Origin of the sequence: Paenibacillus sp. GM2FR (assembly GCF_002803325.1) — a bacterium.
GTDB lineage: Bacteria > Bacillota > Bacilli > Paenibacillales > Paenibacillaceae > Paenibacillus_AQ > Paenibacillus_AQ lautus.
Map to the genome: position 1 here is coordinate 2,523,511 of NZ_MKZM01000008.1, position 17,922 is coordinate 2,541,432.

The window sequence follows — 17,922 nt, forward strand, 5'->3', positions numbered from 1 at the left end:
CCCGCTTCAGGTTAACCCTCTTGATAATAATAAGCTTCCTGGGAAGATATGACAAGAACATGGGTTCCTGTTTTCAAAAAAATTTACAGTCGATTGATCAGAAACCATCTGCTGCCGCAAAATCACTCTGATTAAGAACTCTTTTGAACCCCGCGCCAAAAAGACCAGCCCCCTGAGCTTGGGACTGGTCTTCAAAACCGTTTACGTATAGAGAATCACATGATCTTATGTCTCTGCCACTAATTTTAAGAATTGATTAATCATTTCGGGGGTGATTTCCTGGTTCTCGGGCATTTTGACTGCCGAGCTCTTATTAACGGATTGGATGGCCACATTGGATCTAGCTGCACTTGAAGCGATACCGGATCGGGCTTGTCCATCATGCACATTGTCATGGTTAGCTAGCATCATCATCAGAAAAGCACTCCCAAGTCCTATCGACCACATGCTCATTTTGTTTTTCTTATTCATCTGCGTTGCTCCTTCCATCACTTGTAGTGACATACTTAGTATAAGGTCCAAACCTTAACGAGAGATGAAGGCAGCCTAAAATCCAGTTAAGTAAAGTGAGGATATGATCATTTCCATGAAATCCCATCCCTTCTGCTATATGCTATATTTTTCGTATTAACTGATTTTAATTTTTAGTTTACATAACATAAGTTATGTTTGAGATCACACAAACAAGCGCGAAAAACGTATGCTATGCAAGCATTTATTCAAACAAGCCGGAACCTGGCTCCTTGATCCCTCCTCGATCGGATAACTTCGATCCCATCCTACTAACACTTGCGGAACGGCGGAGTATCAGCTCCGCTGTTTTCTGCGCGACGAGCCGCGAAGCTTTTTTTAATAAATAATGCCTCCCAGTATCCCCGTCAGAACCATGAGAAGGATCGGGTTCATCTTCCATTTTCTTAATACAAACAAAGATCCTGTAAATACACTTACAGCAATCCCATTCACTTTAGAAGCCACGTTTATTGCTGAAGTCCCAAGAAACGTCATTAGCAATATGGTTGCAGCAGCCGAAATAATAAGCCCCAGTGAAGCCGACTTCAGGCCATTCAAAGCTTCAAACACATAGATCGATTTATTGAATTTTTGAAAAAAGCGATACAGCAAAATAGAAATGCCGACACCTGAAATCACGCAGCCGAAAGTTGCAATCATTGCGCCCGGTATCCCCGCGACCTGTAAGCCAACAAATGTGGAGGTGTTTACTGCTAATGGGCCGGGTGTCATTTGCGAAATGGTAATGATATCGGTAAAAACCCTTTGTGATACCCATGCGTATTTTTGAACTGCCAGTTCCTGAATGTACGGGATGATGGCGTACCCACCCCCGATACTGAACGAACCGATTTGAAAAAAGACCCATAACAGTTTCAATAGTTCCCCCATTATTTCTGCCGCCTTTCATTAAGCCGCACTCGCACTATGCATAAAAAACAACACGAGATGAGGATAATGGCTACATTGACTTCAAAGATAAAATTCGCTAAAAATGCTGCCGGAATCATCAGAGTAAGAAATAGAGAACGTTCTTGGATCATCATACTGCACATATCCACAACGAAATCAACGATAAGGGCTGCAACGCCTGCCTGCATTCCTCTCAATACTGCGGAGATTAACGGATCCGCCGCAAACGCAACATAGAACGTAGAGATGAATCCCAATATGACGAGGGATGGAATGACAGCAGCAATACAGCTGATTACAGCGCCCGTCATCCCCGCTACCCGAAACCCTGCGAGAGTTGACAAGTTGATTGCGATTGCTCCTGGTGAGGACTGTGCGATAGCAGCCATATTAATGAGTTCATCTTCGCTGAGTAGTTTTTTCCTGGATACAAAATACTTCCGAATCATCGGAACAACAACATACCCACCGCCAAATGTAAATGTGCTGATAAACAAATTTATGCCCAGAAGCCAGAGATATAGTTTGGTTCTTTGGCTTATCATCAGTTCGCCTCCTTGTCACCCTGTTATTATGGAGGTTGATGATCGATTAGTAAAATGATATTATTTTGCAATAACGATTAGTTTTATTCATGAGAGGGGAAGCATCAATGATGACTCTTCGACATTTTGAAATATTTCGGGCAGTAGCAGAAACGGGAAACTTCACAAGGGCTGCGGAAAGGTTATATATCACGCAATCGGCAGTTTCTCATGCCATACGTGAACTGGAAGAAAAGGCAGAAACCGCTTTGTTTGACCGACTTTCAAAAAGCGTTCAGCTTACAAAAAGCGGCCGGCTTTTGCTGGAGGAAGTTACACCGATTCTATCTTCGTGCGAAGCATTAGATGCACGGATTAGCTGTTTGGAAAAACAAGCTCCCCTGCACATCGTTTCCAGCATTACCATTGCAGCGTTCTGGTTACCAAAAATCTTGAAAGCCTTTCAAAAAGATTGGCCTGATATACTGATCCATGTCGATGTGGTCAGCGCAGCGAATGCCATTGAAATATTGCGAAACGGCAAAGCTGACATCGCTTTGATTGAAGGTGCGGCTCCCCAAGGGCCTTTTACATGCATCCCTTTTGCTTCCTATCCGTTATATGTTGTGTGCGCCCCTGACTATCTCATCACGCACAACGAGTTGACTCTGCAACAATTTTGCTCTGAAAAACTATTGTTGCGTGAAAAGGGAAGTGCGATCCGCGATACTTTAGACAGCGTTCTTTATTTGTCCGGACATACCGCGCAACCTGCCTGGACAAGCGTAAATTCCCTAGCATTGATCGAAGCTGCCAAGGCTGGATTCGGCATCACGATTTTGCCTGATGTTCTTGTAAGTGAGCAGCTATTGCAGGGGGAATTGATTTCACTGTCTGTTCAAGACCTCTTGTTGAGAAATGAATTGCTTGCCGTTCACCATCGAGATAAATATCTGACAACTCCGTTAAGGGCCCTTCTTTTGCACATAGAATCTACGATGTCATGAAGCCTTCTCCTTATCTTACTAACCCCCCCTTCACACACGTCAAAATCGGCAACAACCACCTTCATCTCTTACATAACCTTAAGATGAGGTGGTTGTCACAAGAAATCCTTATTAAGTTAAGGCTACGCTTTATTCTCAACGGTCAATGTAGATTTCTCTTCGGTAACCAACTGTTGTTTGCCTGGCCAGAAAGCCCACTTGCCCAGGAGCGTTGTGATCGCGGGTACCAGGAAGGGTCTTACAATGAACGTATCCAGCATAACACCGATGGCCGTTATGATCCCAAACTGTACCAATACTTGAATCGGAAGCGTGGCCAGTACGGCGAAGGTCCCTGCCAGGATTAAACCGGCTGAGGTGATAACCGAACTCGTCTCGCCCACGCCTTCTTTAATCGCCTGCTTCAGCGGCATCTGCTTCCGTTTTTGCCATATGCTCGAAATCATGAATATGTTGTAGTCTTCGCCCAGCGCGACCAGGAATACAAACGAATACAGCGGTATGGCTCCTTGGATGGATTCTGCCCCCAAACCGTAATGAATGATAATCCAGCCAAGCCCCAAGGCGGAGAAATAAGACAAGATGACTGTGGCAATCAGATAGACGGTTGCTACAATCGATCTCAGATATACCAGAAGCAGCAGCGTAATCAAGCCGATAACGACGGGAATGATCAGTTTGGCATCATGTTCTCCCGCGATCTCCGTGTCATACTGGGTAGCCGTTTGACCGCTGATCCACACGGCTTCCGCCGGATTCTCGACTCCTGCCTTCTCAAGTGAAACCTCCGCGATCTCCCTGAGATCCGGAATATGCTGCATCGCTTCCATAGAGTAAGGATTCATGGATAGCTCGATTTCATAACCGATAATATCGTTATTCTCCGCCCCATTCTGCGGTTCGGATACACGATCCACATAATCCAGAGCCTTCAGGCGTTCTTCAAGATCTAAAGCTTGCCCGGCGCCATCCACCATCAGCCGAACCGGCGCAAGCTCTCCTTCGGAGAACTGTTCGCCGATGACGGTGAATCCTTCGCGGGAAGGAACATCCTCAGGGAATGAGGATAGGAGATCGTAGGTGAATTTGATTTGGGATGAGAAGGTCGCAAGTCCACCCAGCAATACTAATGCTACCAAGACGACGGTCCATGGCTTCGTTGTCACCATACGGCCGATCCGGCTCTCCTTCTCTTTGTGCGGTGCAGGAACCGGCTTTCCTTTTTTCTTGGCGCGCTCCGCTTGCATCTCCGGCGTTCTCGGAATGAAAGGATAAAAGGAACCTCTCCCGAAAATAGCCAACAATGCCGGTACCAATGTCAGACTGGCTATGAACATGATCAGAATTGACAAGCTGAAAGGCACCGCAAATCGTTGGTATGCCCCGTACTGAGCCAGAAGCAGCGCAAATAGAGACAAAACAACCGTGAAGCCGCTCATCGCGATGGCGCCCGATGAACTCGTAATCGCCTGGAACAAGGCTTTGCGTTTATCGGGTTCATGCCATAGCAGCTGGCGGAATCTCGAAATCAGGAACAAGCAATAATCCGTCCCGGCTCCAAAGAGCAGCACGGTCATAATGGCGATGGATTGGGAATCCACGGTGATTACGCCTTGATCCGCCATAAAACCGAGAATCGGGCTAGTTACCATATAGGCAAAACCGACTGCTACAAGCGGGATTAGGGCAAGAATCGGTGAACGGTAAATCAGCAGCAGCAATATCAGCACCAGAAGCACGGTTGCAATCATGAGCGACACGTCGGCATCCTCAAACAATCCGGTTGCATCAATAGAGATTCCAACCGGACCTGTTACGCGAGCACTGATTCCGTCTCCGCTCTGGATGGCCGTCTGAAACGGATTATCGCCCAGCAATTGTTCCGAGCGCTTCTCAAGCTCTGCCGTTCCTTCCTTCAACTGGTCCGTCTCCTGGTCTTCTTCAAAAAATAGCGGCATCACCAGCGTGCTCTGATCCTCTGACAACTGGGCGCTTAAAGCCTGCGGAGGCAGCTGATGGAAAGGAACAACGAAGGTTTGATACGGGAGCGGATCGGATTCCAGGCTCGCCGTCAACTCCTGCAGCTTGGTTAAATCCCCTTCGTTCAATCCATTGGCTTTATGCCACACGATGAGAGCCGGTACTCCCCCGTTGCTAGGAAATTCCTTATCGGCAATGGCTTCCGCTATGACGGATGGAGCATCCTCCTTCAGGTTGGCTGCATTGTTATCCTCTTTATCTGCAACAGCCGGCCATAGCAAATTCAACGCCAGTGCGATGAGTACCCATACACAGAGCGTAACCCATTTGCTTCGCTTCCCTGCAACCCATTTACCGTAATTCGGTCCTGATCCGTGCATTTGTAGATCCTCTCCATTCCGTGATGTTCTTTATCATGATCTTGTTTCTTTCTTAGTAAGACTGAAAACAAACTGCGCAAATTAATTATATATACCGGTAGGTTAATTTTCAATATTCATTTTGAAAAAACGACCTGCATGTCTTACACTATACACAGGAGGTCATCATGACAAAAATACGAAACCCCCGAAATCCCGGGCGTCCCAAAGCAGCTGCCGATCAGGCTCCTATCCAGGAAACCATCCTCTGGACCGCCTCCAAGTTATTCATGGAAAATGGCTACGAGCCCGTATCCTTGCAGCAGATCGCGAAGGCTTGCCAAGTGACCAAGGCTTCCATCTACTATCATTTCACAAGTAAACCCGAGCTGTTTAAAATAGCGGTAACCACGATTCTAGATAAAGCTTATGCTTCTACTCGTCAGTTTCTGCAGGAAGCCGATACCCTAGAGTCTGGATTGATCCGGGTAGCCGAAGCGAAGATTGCCAAGCCGCATGCCGAGATGGAGACCATGATGCGGGAAGCACAGCCTTTTTTATCCCAGGAGCAGATGGCCGCTATCCGTGAGGCGGAACAGCGCATTCATGAAGTCATCGCCGATCGGTTTAATCAAGCCATGCGTTCTGGTGAACTTCGGGAAGGCAATCCTTTGCTCATGGCGCAGGCTTTTTCGGCGATGCTGATGCTGGGCAATCGTGAAGATACCCGAAGCGGTTATGCCAGCCCTCGTGATATGGCTGTTGAGATCGTAGATCTATTCTTGCACGGAGCAGTGAAACTTCCGAAGTAACACGCTGCTCTATAACTGCATGCTTCACACATGAATCAAGAGATTTAGTTCACGAATCATGAGCATCGATCATATCAACGCAAAAGAACGGAGATCATCAAACAGGATCTCCGTTCTTTTTGCTTATGTTTTAGATTTCATTCCAGAAAGCAACGTCTTCAAGCGGCAATCTTACCGTTGGCCGACCTGGAGCAGCTGCTTTCCCGATGGCAATCAACATGACGCTGCGATAATGGGAAGGAATATTGAACTCTTCCACGAATTGAACTTTGTTATATCCGCCCATCGGTACCGTATCATACCCTCTGGCCCGTGCACTCAGCATCAGCTGCATGGAGATCAATCCGGCATCCACATCCACGATGCTTTCTTTAACGGATGGATCCAGGTTCGCATACATATTTTCGGCCGTGTAAATGAAGCGCTCCTTCACCTCTTCAGTCATATAACCGGCTTCTTCAGACATGGAATAAATCTTCTCGCCTTTTTCATACCATTTCAGATCGCCCAATACGGCGATGACGGCCGAGGCTTGAAGAACATGCTCCTGATTGTTGGCAATCGGATGCAGCTTCTTCAAAAGCTCAGCATCATCAATCACCAGAAAGCGCCATGGCTGAAGGTTGCTTGAGGAAGGTGCCAGTGTAGCGTCCCTAAGGATGGCTTCCATCTCTTCTCTTGGAATCTTTACCGACGGGTCATATTGACGAACCGAGTGGCGTTCCCGAATCACGGTTTGAAAATCGGATTTTGTTATTGTTGACATGGTTTTTCCCTCCAAAATTATATTGTGCATTTTTTTGCACAGTTTAAATCGCGAGTTAACTGTGTTGATTTATGCACAGTATATAGCAGACTGAATTTCTTTGTCAACAACATTTTGAACGGTTCACTGAGCCATGTCCGCAATCGTGCGGGATTCCAGTATTTTCAGGGTGCTTTCCTCAATCTCGGATAAAATTCCGACAAAGGATTCCTTGATTTCCTCGGCAAAACAATGTCCGGAAGCTGCATCCAGCATACTGTCGCTGATGGAGCTGTGGACCTGAAGAATCGAGTAAACTTCAGCCAGCGTAATGTCGCAGGCATTCTTCTTTAGCCGGTATCCGCCGTCTCTTCCTTCACGCGATTCAATCATATCGGCTTGCGCAAGTGTTTTCAGCACTCGTCGAATCAAAGTCGATTCCGAATGCAGATACGATGCGATATCGCCGCTTGAGCATTTGCCGGAGTGACGTTCAAGCGTAACCAGCGCCTGTACGGCCAGACTGAAGGTTTTATAAGTGGACGGGCAGGCCATTGTCGATTTTTTGGAGGCCGCTTCTTTATGGATGCTCATGTTCCTACCCCCTTTAAGATTGGAATTGCCTTTAATAGGTATTCTGCAGCTTTAGCTGTGGTTCCCATCAAGCTTTTCATTATTGTAACGTAAACCTGACACTCCATCAAGAACAACAAGGACCATCGTCTAATGGCCCTCGTCTTCAACCAAGGCTTGAGACTCATACAAATTCGCCTCACGGTAATTCACATCCATTCTTAAATGGCTCGCTAATGCCCGGTCAATATCGCCCTGTTCGAACATGTTTTGGATCTCGTTTCGCTCTGACTGAATGGCTTTTAGTTCCAGTTCTCTGCGTTCACTGCTAAGCTTCTGCTTTCTTCGGCTCCATACACGATCATTCTGAAGAAAATGCTCCATTGCACGGTAGTCTGCAATAACCGCTTGCAGGATTTCCTGCCTCGGCGCCGGTTTCACTGCTTGGATCTCATGTATCGCTGCACGAATTGCCGCCAGCTTCAATGCCTTATACATGTCCCAATTCGGATGATCCGGAGACATCGGCGTTTCTTTGGCCTCGTTTTTTTTCAACAGGCGCTTCATTTTCCGCCATACAGTCTTCGTGAGCAGCTTGAACTTATATCGGCTGGTAAGCAGCATCTCGACTTTGTTCAGCGAGGAAAGGAACTGCTCCGCGACCCTTGCAGAAGCTTTATCTTCCTTAAGCCATATTTCTGCAACGTTCCGTTCCGCAGTAAGTCCGATTTTTCTGACTGCGATCGTGGCTTCCCAGAACGCTCGCATGTCGTTTTTATCCGTGATTTGAGATTGCTGAAGCCGCTTGGTATACGCATAGATGAGCTGAACCGCCTCCTCCCTGTTTTCATCCGTCATTTCTTCCCGCACGGTTCGTATTCCCGCTTGCAGCATATGAAGCCGCGCTTCTTTCTCGCGATCGATGGCCACAGCCGAATCCGCATGTTTCTCACGTGTCAGCAGCGGAAGCAGAGCACTTGCGATGACCAGCGTTAAGAGGATGACGCCCGCGCAGATAAATAACATTAAGCTTCGCTCTGGAAAAGGACGATGATCCGCAAGGGTGAGCGGAATGGAGAAAGCCGCGGCCAGCGTCAATGCCCCCCGTACGCCCGATAGTGCGGTCAGCAGGGAAGATTTGAACTGACGGTTCGTTGAAGCCCATACCCATACGAAGCGCAGCAATATCAGTACAGCCGTAATCAGCAATATATAACCGACGACTTGTCCATTGTTATAGGCAGGGTCACTCCATATTTGATTGACGACCCCCGGGATTTCATGCCCGAGTAGAAGGAACACCAGCCCGTTTAATGTGAACAGAATGACGGACCAGGTGCTGTCTGATACAACTCTAAGCTTAATGGATGCCGATCGCATACGATCCCTCTCCACAGCGTGGGTAACACCCGCCGCAACGACAGCCAGAATCCCGGATAGATGAAATTCTTCGGCTATGAGGTAGATGATGAATGGCGTCAGAATGATGATCAGCATATGAAGCGTGACATCCTCCATTCCGAGCCGGCGCAGCAGCATTCTGAACCAGATCACAAGAAATCCTAGAAGCGCCCCGACAACGATGCCTCCAACCGCAATGACAAAAAAACTGCCGATCGCATTCGTTAAAGAAAAATAACCCGTCACTGTAGCCGCAATCGCAAAATTAAATGCCACGAGACCGGACGCATCATTCATGAGCGCTTCGCCTTCAAGTAAATGCATGATTTTTCCCGGCAGCTTCACCCTGCCTGACAGGGAGCCCACCGCAACCGCATCGGTAGGCGACAGTATTGCCGCCAATGCAAAGGCAGCCGATAACGGTAGGCTCGGAATAAGCCAATGAATGAAAGGTCCCGCGATCAGAACCGTTGCAAATACGAGGCCTAGCGCCAGCAGCAGAATATTGGACCTGAGCTTCCATAACTCGCTCCGCGGGGTCAGCTTCCCGTCATTAAACAAGAGCGGTGCGATAAACAGGACCATGAACAATTCCGGATTCAGCGGCACGTGATGGAAACCGCGGATATAGGCGGCCCCGATCCCAAGCGCAATCTGGATCAACGGGACAGGAATGAATGGCAGAAATCGATTGATGATGTTGGAAATACCGACAAGGACGAGAAAAATAAGTACCATAAGAAATATTTCCACAATGCATCTGCTCCTTCCTCGAGAAGAATAACCTATGTAAGCATGGGCATATCCGTCAGTAGACGGATTTAGGTTGTGTAGAATCGGAAAGGTTTATTTATGAGTTGGAGAAGTTTCAACCGTCATGCTGCCTTACAAAAAAAAGGCTTCCTAAAGGAGAGGTCCTTTAGAAAGCCCTTGAGCTAGTGATTGCTTATTAATATGCCGTCCAGCCTGCATCGGCTGTAACCACCGTACCGTTTACAAAGCTGGCTTCATCGGAAGCGAGGAACAATACCACCTTCGCGACCTCTTCCGGTTCGCCTGCCCGCGGGTTCAAGTTCATTCCAGCCATCGCTCTTTCCATGCCAAACGAATTCGGCGCGTTGATGGTGGTGCCGATGTTCGTACTGACGCCGCCTGGAGCAACCGCATTGCACCGGATTCCCTGCGTTGCATATTGAAAACCGACATTTTTGGTCAATCCGACAACGGCATGTTTAGCCGCCGTATACGCTGCACCTGCTCTGGATCCCATAAGACCTCCAGCAGAAGCAATGTTGACAATGACTCCGCTCTTCTTCTCCAGGAAGATGGGCAACGATTTACGAATGGTTCTCATCGGTCCGGTTGTATTAATGGCAAATACGCGATCCCACAACTCATCCGTTACATCTGCAGCCGGTACGAAGTTGTCCATAATGCCGGCATTGTTGATCAAAATATCAAGCGTTCCATATTCATTAACGGTGGCATCCACCAGCTGCTGCACTTCTTCTTCCTTGGCCACATTCGCTGCCAGTGCCAGGGCCGTGCCGCCTTTCGCTGTAATTCCGTCAACAACCGCCTGAGCCGCCTCAAGACGTAAGTCGGACACGACAACTTTTGCGCCTTCGGCAGCAAACAGTTCCGCTGTCGCTTTTCCCATACCGGAAGCGGCACCTGTAACAATCGCAACTTTACCAGATAATCTCATGTTCCATACCCCCATTATTGGTTGTGATATCATTTTGGAAATCAGGGACAACATTCAACAGCTGTACAATACACGACATATGTCTATTCTAGTATAATCGTAGTATGATTTAGGTCACAATCATTAAAAAACGTGGAAATGTACGATACCGAACAAAAATCATAAAATTGTTTATATTTTAACTATTAAATTCGTTATATTTTTAACCGAAAGGAATCGAATCTATGCAAACGAGCAATAAAATGACCGATCGTCGCATCGTCCGCAGCAAAGAAGCTTTAAAGCAAGCGCTCCTATCACTCCTCTCCCAGAAGAGCTTCTCCAGCATTTCCATTACGGAAATCGTGGAGCTAGCCAATTACAATCGAGGAACCTTTTATACCCACTACGACAACAAAGAGGCTCTTCTGGATGATATCCTGACTCCTTTAATGGAGGAACTGATCGCTTCCTTCAGGGCTCCTTACGGGGAAGTCGACGTATTTCATATCGATGAGCTGCCCGCCAATGCGGTAAAAATATTTGATCATATTCATCAGAATGCCGGCGTGTATACGTCGCTGTTCAAAAGCGATGTGCTGCCGTTAGTCCGGGATAAAATGTTCTCGGCATTAAAGCAAATCGCCTTGGAGGACTTGGACTATCCAAACGAGGAGCTAAATCATGAGCTTCTCATCATCTACAACATGCACGCCTTAATCGGCCTGGTATTCCACTGGATCGAGAACAATTTCCACTATTCCGTCCCTTATATGAGGGATCAGCTGGTTCTCATGATTAACTGGAGGCCGAGAAGCGTAAGAACACAGATTAAGCGCACGGATCATACTTGAAATCGGTGAGCAGATGACGTTAGAAAAATAACGTAGAAAAACCATCAACCCGTTCAAAACGTAAATTGAACGGGTTGATGGTTTTAGTTGATGGTTTTGGTTGCTGAGTTAACAGTTATTTTTACAACGCCTCCTGCCGCCAATCTGGTCCAGATCGTGAAACAGACTTATCCACGGCGGATGTTCTTATGCTTGTTGGTCCAGAGGTATGGAGAGAACCGTCATCGTCGTGGTATGGCCGTACTCGCTGCACTGATAAATGAAGGTTTCAAGAGACTTCATGGAAGCTGTTTCGATTTTCATAAGAAAATTGTATAGCCCGCTGACTTGGTAAATCTCGGCGACCTCCTGCGACTGTTTGGCGAATGCCGTCAGCCGGTCACAATGGCTGGCTTGAATCAGGATGAAGGCCGTTACGCCCTTCCCCATTTTGTCAGGAGATAGAACCGCACGATACCCCGTAATTACGCCCTTCTCCTCCAGACGCTTCACGCGTTCGGATACCGCAGGCTGCGTCATATTGACCTTTCTTCCCAATTCGGAGAAGGAGATTCTTGCATTATGTTTTAATAGCTCCAAGATTTGAAGATCGATCTGATCCATGTTTACACTCCTCTGCTTTACCCAAATTCAATTTCAAAGTCGAATGGACGAAATCGCTATAAATTCAAAGTAATACGGTAGGGATGCCTTGATTTTAACCTGTAACTATAGGGCTCCGATTTATACAATGGAACTAGGTTAACAATCATTCATTCAAGGAGGAATATACAATGACAATCACCCTGCACGATCCCATACAAATCGGAACGGTACGATTGAAGAACCGAATGATCATGGCTCCTATGCAGCAACATCAAGGAACGCCGGATTCTTATGCAACGGATTACCATGTGAAGTTTTACAGTGAACGGGCCGAACATGTCAGTTTGATCATTATCGAATCTACCGTCGTGTCTGCAAATGGCCGGCTGTTCCCGGACGATATCGGGATATATACTGAGCAGCATACTGCTCCCCTACGCAGGATTGTCGATGCCGTCCATGCGAAAGGAACGCCGATCTTCATCCAATTGACCCACGCCGGTAGAAAAGGATGGCCCACAGTCACCGAAAAAAGGTTAGCCCCTAGTTCGATTGCCTACGATGATGAGTATGGACTGCCCCAAACGATGTCCCAAGCGGACATTCACGCAGTCATCGACCAGTTTCGGATGGCAGCCCGTCGAAGCCTGCAGGCCGGTTTTGATGGAATCGAGCTTCATGCCGCCCACGGGCATCTGCTCCATCAATTTCTCTCTCCGCTGTCGAATCGGCGAACGGACGCATATGGAGGAAGTCTGGAAAACAGAGTCCGATTGATCCAAGAAATTCTGGGCGCCATACGAACCGAAGTAGGGATCAACTACCCGGTGCAATTGCGGGTTTCTGCATCCGACTTCGCCGATGGCGGCCTGACACCAGCAGAAGTTGCGCTCGCCTTGACGTACCTGGAATCCGAACTGGATGCCGTGCATGTTTCTTCGGGCGGTCTCGTTCCTGCGGCACCTTTAGCCACACCGGAAGGCTACCAAACACCTTATGCTGCGGTGATCAAACAATATGTAAAAATACCGGTGATCGCGGTCGGCAATATCCGCACACCAGCGTTCGCCAATTTCATTCTAGCAGATGAGATGGCAGATATGATAGCCATCGGCCGCCCATTGCTGGAAGATGCAAATTTCGGTGAACAAATGCTGTCCTTAGCTTAAAGGCTACGATCTCAAGTGACCTATTCGTTTACTTGCGCAATTCAATTGAAAAGCCAAAGGCCGTCTCCGAAGGTAGGTTTGAACCACCTTGGGGTGCGGCCTTTTCATTAATACCGATTAATTTAATCTACATTCTAGAAAATAGCGTCGAGTGTACTTTCGACGATTCGATCGGCCAGCTCGCGATTCATCGTAGCGGAGTTCATCACCCGCAGTCCATAGTAGCTGCTTAAGAATAAGCTGGCCAGCTGCTTCGCAGAGCGCTCAGCCGGAATCTCCCCCGATTGAATCGCCTCTTCCATCACGCTGATCAAGTCTTCCTCGAGATCATAAATATACTGCCCGAATATCCGTTCAACCATCGGGTCCCGCCCCGCTCGTTCCATGCTGATATTAACCGCCATACAGCCGCGGTGATTCGGGTCTGAAAAATCCATGCCGATCGCCCATTCAAACAAGGCGCGCAGCCTTTCCTTAACCGGAATGGAACGGCCCAAAATCTCTCTGGATATCTCCAAGCCTTCATCATTGTAACGCTGAAGCACCTGCTCGAATAACTCATTTTTGCTGCCGAACGCATTGTACAGGCTCCCTTTACCCAGCCCTGTCTTCTCGCACAGCTCTTGCGTAGAACTCGCTTCATAACCCTTGGACCAGAATACGTCCATGGCCGCACCAATGACCGCATCTTTCTTGAACTCACGCGGTCTTCCGTTCGTGGTCATTCCCCTCATCCCTTTTGAACATAATCGTGTTACCTAAAAGTATAGGGTTTATGTACCACTCAGTCAAATATTATGGGGTTCCCCCCGAAAAGATTCGTCGAACGGTTTCATACGCCAGCTTCGGACGACGATATTCATCCACGATGCCTTTGCTGTTCCGCGTACATGAACGATTCAGCAGCCAGCCAAGCCCTTCCGTCACTCGGCAATCGCTGAATTGCCATATGAACATGCCGGAAATGTATTCACGCTCCATGTATGCCTTCAGATTACCCGCGATAATATCGGCCTGACGCTCCTCGGAGCCTTTCTCCCGATTCGGACTGCGGAATCCGTAGAACCCGTCCCCTCCGAATTCACTTATGATCATGGGTTTTCCTTCTCCGCCAAGCGCATCAGCCCAACCCCTGGCCAGATCCGCCAGTTCCCCCGGATTCTCGTCGGTATACCAGCCTGGATAGAGATTGAACGACACGATTTCCGCCAAGTCAAAACATTTCTCCTGATCCCGGTGATGGGAAGCGAAGGACCGGGGCCTGCTTGGATCAAGCTCCCGAATGATGGTCAGCTGCTTCTCGTAGTGAGCTCTCCCCTCCTCGGTGTGACTGGCGCATTCATTCAGAATGGCCCATATAAGGATGGACGGGTGGTTAAAATGCTGCTGCACCATTTCACGAGTCACCTGCTCGCTTTGCCAACCGAAATTCGGGTGCAACATCTGCTCCAGACTCAAACCGCGGGCGTGATTTTCTTCCCACACCGCAATACCTCGTTCATCGCATAGATCGAGAAATCGCTCATCGTTCGGATAATGGCTCGTTCGAACGGAGTTACACCCAAGATCCGTAATGAGGTCCAGATCTTTTACCATGAGTGGCAGCGGAAGCGAGGAACCGGCCATGGGATGATCCTCATGCCGGTTAACGCCTTTGAATACGAGCTCCTGGCCGTTCAATTGGATTTTTCCGTTATGCGTGGTTACCTCACGAAAGCCTACGCGGTCCAGCCAATCATCGCAATCGGTATCATCAACCGCAAGTACCGCTCGCAGTACATACAAATTCGGGTCGTCCAGCGACCATTCCAATATGCCTGGATAGGATACGGCGGCTATAATTTCGACCCGCTCGCCTGGCTTCGCTTCAAAGCTTCCGAGCGGTTCCTCGACCTCAGCCAGCGTACCGCGGAGTGATCCTTTCTTCACAAGGTTTCCAATGTTTCGGATCACTACCTTCCAAGAACCGTGCCAAATCCCGTCCTGTTGATATGGAGTGAACATGACGTTTTCAATGTATAAATCGCTTATCTCTTCCAGGGCAACCGGTCGAATGATGCCGCCGTACGTATAGTAATCATTAGGAACATGAAGGGCCGATTCTTCGTTGAAGGAATTATCCACGTACACCAGCAGTTCATGTTCACCGGCTTGAACTTCCGGGATGATCATGTCAAAGGCGGTATAGGCATTATAATGACGAACTGCCAATTCCCCGTTGAAATAGACATGTGCCGTATGACTGACCCCTTTAAATTCGATTCGCAAATTGGTTTTCCGAGACAGCGAGATCATTTTGCGATATACCCCGACTCCCCTATAGTTCCCAAAGTGTGGGTGCATCTCCCAGCAACCGGGAACAGGCAGCTTGTCATTGTAGCTTGCTGGTCGCTCCCCCATGCTGGCTGCCGGTGCAAACTCCCATAAACCCTCCAGTTCCTTGCACGTTCGAATGTGGTGGGTATCAAATAATCGCAGCATCTCTTCTCCTCCTATCCATCATGCGGCTTTGAGGTTTCCCCCAAGTCCGGATAGGTATAACACTAGATTATTGTAACAGCGTATTCCATAGAAAAGCCGATACAAAACATGTAAAAATCGCTCCTGGCGTTCTAGCGAATATCGTGATCCTGAGTTATTCTTTTAATATATCGCCTATCGAATGGGAGGCTGAACTGCATTGTATGAAGCACGAGATTTGGTCGTAAGGATCAACTGGACCTTCCGGAAGACAACCTCTTCCGATTGGTCAGATATCCGTAATAACACGGCCGTGCACAGTTTCTACTGGATCCATGAAGGCAGCGGGATCTTCCATACGGATCAAGCATATCCGGTAAGTCAAGGCATGCTGTTTTACATGGAACCGGGCTTGCAGATGCGGATGAAGAGCGCGCCGGAAACTCCTCTTACCATTAGCATGGTGCTGTTTGAATGCTGCAGCCTTCATCATTGCCGGTCTCAATGGCAGTTCCCTCAAAGCGTTCAGCGGCTTGAAATCCCATTTATGGCTCATTATCTAGGCGAGAAGGCCATCGGGATGGACCATGCTTTCAGCGAGTTGACAAGGACTTGGGTTCCCGGGAATACGGAGAGTGAGCTGGAGAGCAGCGCCCTTCTGCTAAGGCTGATCGCCAGATTACATCAGCAGAACAAGCCGCCTTTCATAGAGCCCGCATATGAGGCATACCAACGGATTAAATCAGACATCGAGGACCATTACGCCGATCCGCTTCATATTGGAGCATTAGCGAAGAGACATGCCATTTCGGAGTCGTATTTGCGAAAGCTGTTCATGAAGCATCTACATGTTTCTCCCAAGGACTACCTGACCGACATCCGTATGCGGCATGCAGAGCGTTACTTGGCATACACGTCGTATACGCTGAGGTTCATCGCCAACGCATGCGGGTACCATGATGAATTTCACTTCAGTAAAGCGTTTCATAAGTACAAAGGGATGGCACCCGCAGCGTTCCGCAAAACCTCAAAACATGCGAATCATTCAGACCCATAATGGTTGCTGATTGGTGTCTCGAAGTGTACCTTTCGGATCTAAAGCAACTTATGCAAGCGAATGAGGTTCTAAATAAAAAACGGACTTAAGAGACGTTATTCAGCAGATCAGCAGCAAATAGACGGCCAACCCCCCTTTATAACAACTCTGTAGCCCGTTTTACGTGCAAAATAATTCCTATGTGGACCATAAAATCTTCCAGAAGATTTTATGCCGGCGGCGGGGCCGTGGATCGGCGGATGATCAGCTCCGGAGGGAGCACAATCCGCTGTGCAGGCTCTCCCTGGCTGGACAGATTCCTGACCACTAGATCCACCGCCAGTCGACCCATCTGTTCCATCGGCTGGGCAATAACGGTGAGCGGCGGATCGGTTACCCGGGCCAGGATCGTATCGTCAAAGCTGACGACCGAACAGTCCTCCGGAACGCGCAGCCCGAGCTCGCGGATCGCCTGAAGGGCGCCGATCGCCAGCAGGTCGTTGCAGCAAAACAGCGCCGTAGGCCGTTCCTCCAGCTCCAGCATAGCTTTGGCTCGGCGATATCCATCCTCGATCTTATGGTCACAGGCTGCAATATAGTCGGGAGAAGGCCCCAAACCGAGCGAGGCGGCAGCTTCGACAAATCCCCTTACCCGCTCATTGCTGCTCGTCACCCGCTCATGCTCGGCTAGTACCGCCAGTCTTCGGTGACCCAGACGAAGCAGATGCTCGGCAGCCAGTCGCCCCCCTTCCAAATCATGAACCCGGACGCTGCTGGCGCCAAGTGCCGGATTGTCCCGGGCGATAAGCGCTATAGCCAGCGAATGCTCCTGAAGCGGCTTAAGCAGCTCACCATGGGATATGCCCGTACCGATAATAACGCCGTCCACCTGCTTTTGTCTCAGCAGACTAACATAGCGCTTTACCTTCTCTTCCTGGTTGTCCGTGCTGCAGATGATCACGCTGTATCCAAGCTGATGCCCATGATCCTCGACCGAGCGTGCAATCTCGGCGAAAAACGGGTTGGAGATGTCGGGGACGAGCAATCCCAGGGTATAGGTTTTTTTGCCTGCAAGGGCTGAGGCAATCGCGTTCGGTCGATAATTCAGGCGCTGCATGATATCCAGAATCTCCTCACGCCGTTCACGACTGATCTTGCCCTTGCCGTTCATGACATGAGAGACGGTAGCAATGGAGACGCCGGCTTCACGCGCAACGTCATAAATAGTCGCTCTTATCATCCCTTGTGCTCCATTTGTTTAATTTTGGTATTTCAATTTATTATGAGCTTTCAACTCATTTAGCG

At 48.6% G+C, this 17,922-nt stretch carries 17 protein-coding genes; 5 read left to right on the forward strand and 12 right to left on the reverse strand.

What is annotated here, in order from left to right; genetic code table 11:
• Nucleotides 1-225 precede the first annotated feature (225 nt).
• From PAEVO_RS11325 to PAEVO_RS11335, 3 genes are all read right to left on the reverse strand, one after another.
• The gene (locus PAEVO_RS11325) at nt 226-471 is read right to left on the reverse strand and encodes a hypothetical protein (RefSeq protein WP_100537633.1); all 246 of its coding nucleotides are present in this window, start codon (nt 469-471) and stop codon (nt 226-228) included.
• A 378-nt stretch (nt 472-849) separates the two neighbouring features.
• A complete protein-coding gene (locus tag PAEVO_RS11330; protein ID WP_100537634.1) occupies nt 850-1,404 on the reverse strand; it encodes a chromate transporter in 555 nt (184 codons plus the stop codon).
• A complete protein-coding gene (locus PAEVO_RS11335; protein ID WP_100537635.1) occupies nt 1,404-1,970 on the reverse strand; it encodes a chromate transporter in 567 nt (188 codons plus the stop codon). Before PAEVO_RS11335 ends, PAEVO_RS11330 begins: the two co-directional genes overlap by 1 nt.
• Before the next feature lie 107 nt (nt 1,971-2,077).
• Between PAEVO_RS11335 and PAEVO_RS11340 the strand changes: the two genes are divergently transcribed.
• Entirely contained in the window at nt 2,078-2,956 is an 879-nt protein-coding gene (locus tag PAEVO_RS11340) for a LysR family transcriptional regulator (RefSeq protein WP_207797470.1), read from the forward strand.
• Nucleotides 2,957-3,078: 122 nt separating this feature from the next.
• Here the strand turns inward: PAEVO_RS11340 and PAEVO_RS11345 are convergent, their stop codons facing one another.
• Complete coding sequence (locus tag PAEVO_RS11345; RefSeq protein WP_100537636.1) at nt 3,079-5,316, reverse strand: MMPL family transporter; 2,238 nt, start codon at nt 5,314-5,316, stop codon at nt 3,079-3,081.
• A gap of 167 nt (nt 5,317-5,483) precedes the next feature.
• On the opposite strand from PAEVO_RS11345, the gene PAEVO_RS11350 reads away from it, so the two are divergent.
• Nucleotides 5,484-6,107, forward strand: coding sequence for a TetR/AcrR family transcriptional regulator (locus PAEVO_RS11350; protein ID WP_100537637.1), 624 nt, complete (start codon nt 5,484-5,486; stop codon nt 6,105-6,107).
• 130 nt (nt 6,108-6,237) lie between these two features.
• Here PAEVO_RS11350 and PAEVO_RS11355 read toward each other — a convergent pair whose 3' ends face one another.
• The 4 genes from PAEVO_RS11355 to PAEVO_RS11370 all read right to left on the reverse strand — a co-directional run bounded on the left by PAEVO_RS11355 (nt 6,238) and on the right by PAEVO_RS11370 (nt 10,534).
• Nucleotides 6,238-6,873, reverse strand: coding sequence for a nitroreductase family protein (locus tag PAEVO_RS11355; RefSeq protein ID WP_100537638.1), 636 nt, complete (start codon nt 6,871-6,873; stop codon nt 6,238-6,240).
• 123 nt (nt 6,874-6,996) lie between these two features.
• Entirely contained in the window at nt 6,997-7,446 is a 450-nt protein-coding gene (locus tag PAEVO_RS11360) for an RrF2 family transcriptional regulator (protein ID WP_100537639.1), read from the reverse strand.
• A gap of 129 nt (nt 7,447-7,575) precedes the next feature.
• Nucleotides 7,576-9,579 carry a Na+/H+ antiporter gene (locus PAEVO_RS11365; protein WP_100537640.1) on the reverse strand — a complete coding sequence of 668 codons (2,004 nt, stop codon included), beginning with the start codon at nt 9,577-9,579 and terminating at the stop codon, nt 7,576-7,578.
• Between the two features lie 196 nt (nt 9,580-9,775).
• Entirely contained in the window at nt 9,776-10,534 is a 759-nt protein-coding gene (locus PAEVO_RS11370) for an SDR family oxidoreductase (RefSeq protein ID WP_100537641.1), read from the reverse strand.
• A 224-nt stretch (nt 10,535-10,758) separates the two neighbouring features.
• Between PAEVO_RS11370 and PAEVO_RS11375 the strand changes: the two genes are divergently transcribed.
• A complete protein-coding gene (locus PAEVO_RS11375; protein ID WP_100537642.1) occupies nt 10,759-11,367 on the forward strand; it encodes a TetR/AcrR family transcriptional regulator in 609 nt (202 codons plus the stop codon).
• Nucleotides 11,368-11,553: 186 nt separating this feature from the next.
• Here the strand turns inward: PAEVO_RS11375 and PAEVO_RS11380 are convergent, their stop codons facing one another.
• Nucleotides 11,554-11,970: an Lrp/AsnC family transcriptional regulator gene (locus PAEVO_RS11380; RefSeq protein ID WP_100537643.1), complete on the reverse strand. Its 417-nt coding sequence runs from the start codon at nt 11,968-11,970 to the stop codon at nt 11,554-11,556.
• 170 nt (nt 11,971-12,140) lie between these two features.
• Between PAEVO_RS11380 and PAEVO_RS11385 the strand changes: the two genes are divergently transcribed.
• The gene (locus tag PAEVO_RS11385) at nt 12,141-13,121 is read left to right on the forward strand and encodes an oxidoreductase (protein WP_100537644.1); all 981 of its coding nucleotides are present in this window, start codon (nt 12,141-12,143) and stop codon (nt 13,119-13,121) included.
• Nucleotides 13,122-13,255: 134 nt separating this feature from the next.
• On the opposite strand, the gene PAEVO_RS11390 is transcribed toward PAEVO_RS11385, so the two are convergent.
• Both PAEVO_RS11390 and PAEVO_RS11395 read right to left on the reverse strand, forming a co-directional pair.
• Complete coding sequence (locus tag PAEVO_RS11390) at nt 13,256-13,846, reverse strand: TetR/AcrR family transcriptional regulator (protein WP_100537645.1); 591 nt, start codon at nt 13,844-13,846, stop codon at nt 13,256-13,258.
• Nucleotides 13,847-13,916: 70 nt separating this feature from the next.
• Nucleotides 13,917-15,602, reverse strand: a complete 1,686-nt coding sequence (locus tag PAEVO_RS11395; protein ID WP_100537646.1) for a glycoside hydrolase family 2 protein — start codon at nt 15,600-15,602, stop codon at nt 13,917-13,919.
• Between the two features lie 199 nt (nt 15,603-15,801).
• Here PAEVO_RS11395 and PAEVO_RS11400 point away from each other — a divergent pair, with 199 nt between their 5' ends.
• Nucleotides 15,802-16,638 (forward strand): helix-turn-helix transcriptional regulator, encoded by an 837-nt coding sequence (locus PAEVO_RS11400; RefSeq protein ID WP_100537647.1) that lies wholly within the window; start codon nt 15,802-15,804, stop codon nt 16,636-16,638.
• Between the two features lie 208 nt (nt 16,639-16,846).
• On the opposite strand, the gene PAEVO_RS11405 is transcribed toward PAEVO_RS11400, so the two are convergent.
• Complete coding sequence (locus PAEVO_RS11405) at nt 16,847-17,857, reverse strand: LacI family DNA-binding transcriptional regulator (RefSeq protein WP_207797471.1); 1,011 nt, start codon at nt 17,855-17,857, stop codon at nt 16,847-16,849.
• Nucleotides 17,858-17,922: the final 65 nt, after the last annotated feature.